Below are 409 nucleotides of genomic sequence, written 5' to 3' on the forward strand. Positions count from 1 at the left end.
TTGCAAAATTCAACAGTTGTTCTTCGGTTCAACTTTTGTGCAAAATTGAACTTTTGTGTTTACTTTGCCCCACCATCGCAAAGCCCCGAAACGTTGGTGGCAATATTAATCGAACAGACCTTAAAAACAGAAAAAATGGAATTACCGAAATTTAAATACAGTTCTAACGCATTCGAACTTGACATTTTCGAAAATGTAGAAGGAACCTGTTCTGTCTGCAATGAAAAAAGACAAATCAAATATACAAGTTCATTTTATAGCGTTGACGAACCCGAATATATTTGTCCTTGGTGCATCGCAGACGGAAAAGTTGCCGCTTCGGTTTGCCCACCATCGCAAAGCCCAGAAACGTTAGCGGTAATTCTGCAAAAATATTGTATAAATGGAATTCGAGTATAAAAAAAGTAAA

The 409-nt window shown here is 36.9% G+C and carries 1 protein-coding gene; it reads left to right on the forward strand.

The genetic code is table 11. The annotated features are described in order from the left end of the window. Positions 1–399, forward strand: a 399-nt coding sequence (locus tag ASG21_RS19795; protein WP_206743183.1) for a CbrC family protein, incomplete at its 5' end; no start/stop codon positions are given. Between the last annotated feature and the right edge of the window lie 10 nt (positions 400–409).

The sequence above is a fragment of the Chryseobacterium sp. Leaf394 genome, from assembly GCF_001424105.1.
Classification (GTDB): domain Bacteria; phylum Bacteroidota; class Bacteroidia; order Flavobacteriales; family Weeksellaceae; genus Chryseobacterium.